General features: G+C 62.0%; 1 protein-coding gene. It reads right to left on the bottom strand.

Annotation, left to right across the window (positions count from 1 at the left end; translation table 11 throughout):
- On the bottom strand, positions 1–211 hold a 211-nt coding region (locus HV824_RS36820; protein WP_176425387.1), incomplete at its 3' end, for a hypothetical protein.
- Positions 212–379 lie beyond the last annotated feature (168 nt).

The following is a 379-nucleotide window of genomic DNA, read 5'->3' as shown; positions in this document are numbered from 1 at the left end:
ACCACGCAGTGATGCGACCGTCCAGGCTGCGGCAGGCCTGATCGAGCTGATCCCGAGCAGATGTGATCTCACTCTTGTTGGGGTGGTCCGCGTCAACGCCCCCCAGCCCGTAGGTGGCCAGCAAACTGCCATCCTTGCCGAGCACCAGCGAGGGCGTGATAAAGGTGAGCCAGGGAGCGATTTCCTGGATGGGCCGTTTTTTCTTCAGCATGGCAGATCACTGTCGAACCCGTAGGGCCGGCGAAAGCGCGCGCCGAGCTTGCCGTGCCAGGGGCCTGGCTCGTACAAGTCGCCATAGCGGTCATAGACCATCAGGATTTGGTTCCACCACGGGTCCTTGTTGGTCAGCCAACGCAGCGCCATGTGAACCACCATGCCG

Origin of the sequence: Myxococcus sp. AM009 (genome assembly GCF_013372605.1) — a bacterium.
GTDB lineage: Bacteria > Myxococcota > Myxococcia > Myxococcales > Myxococcaceae > Myxococcus > Myxococcus vastator.
Note: the sequence above shows the minus strand (reverse complement) of the source record. Positions and strands in the feature narration are given on the sequence as shown.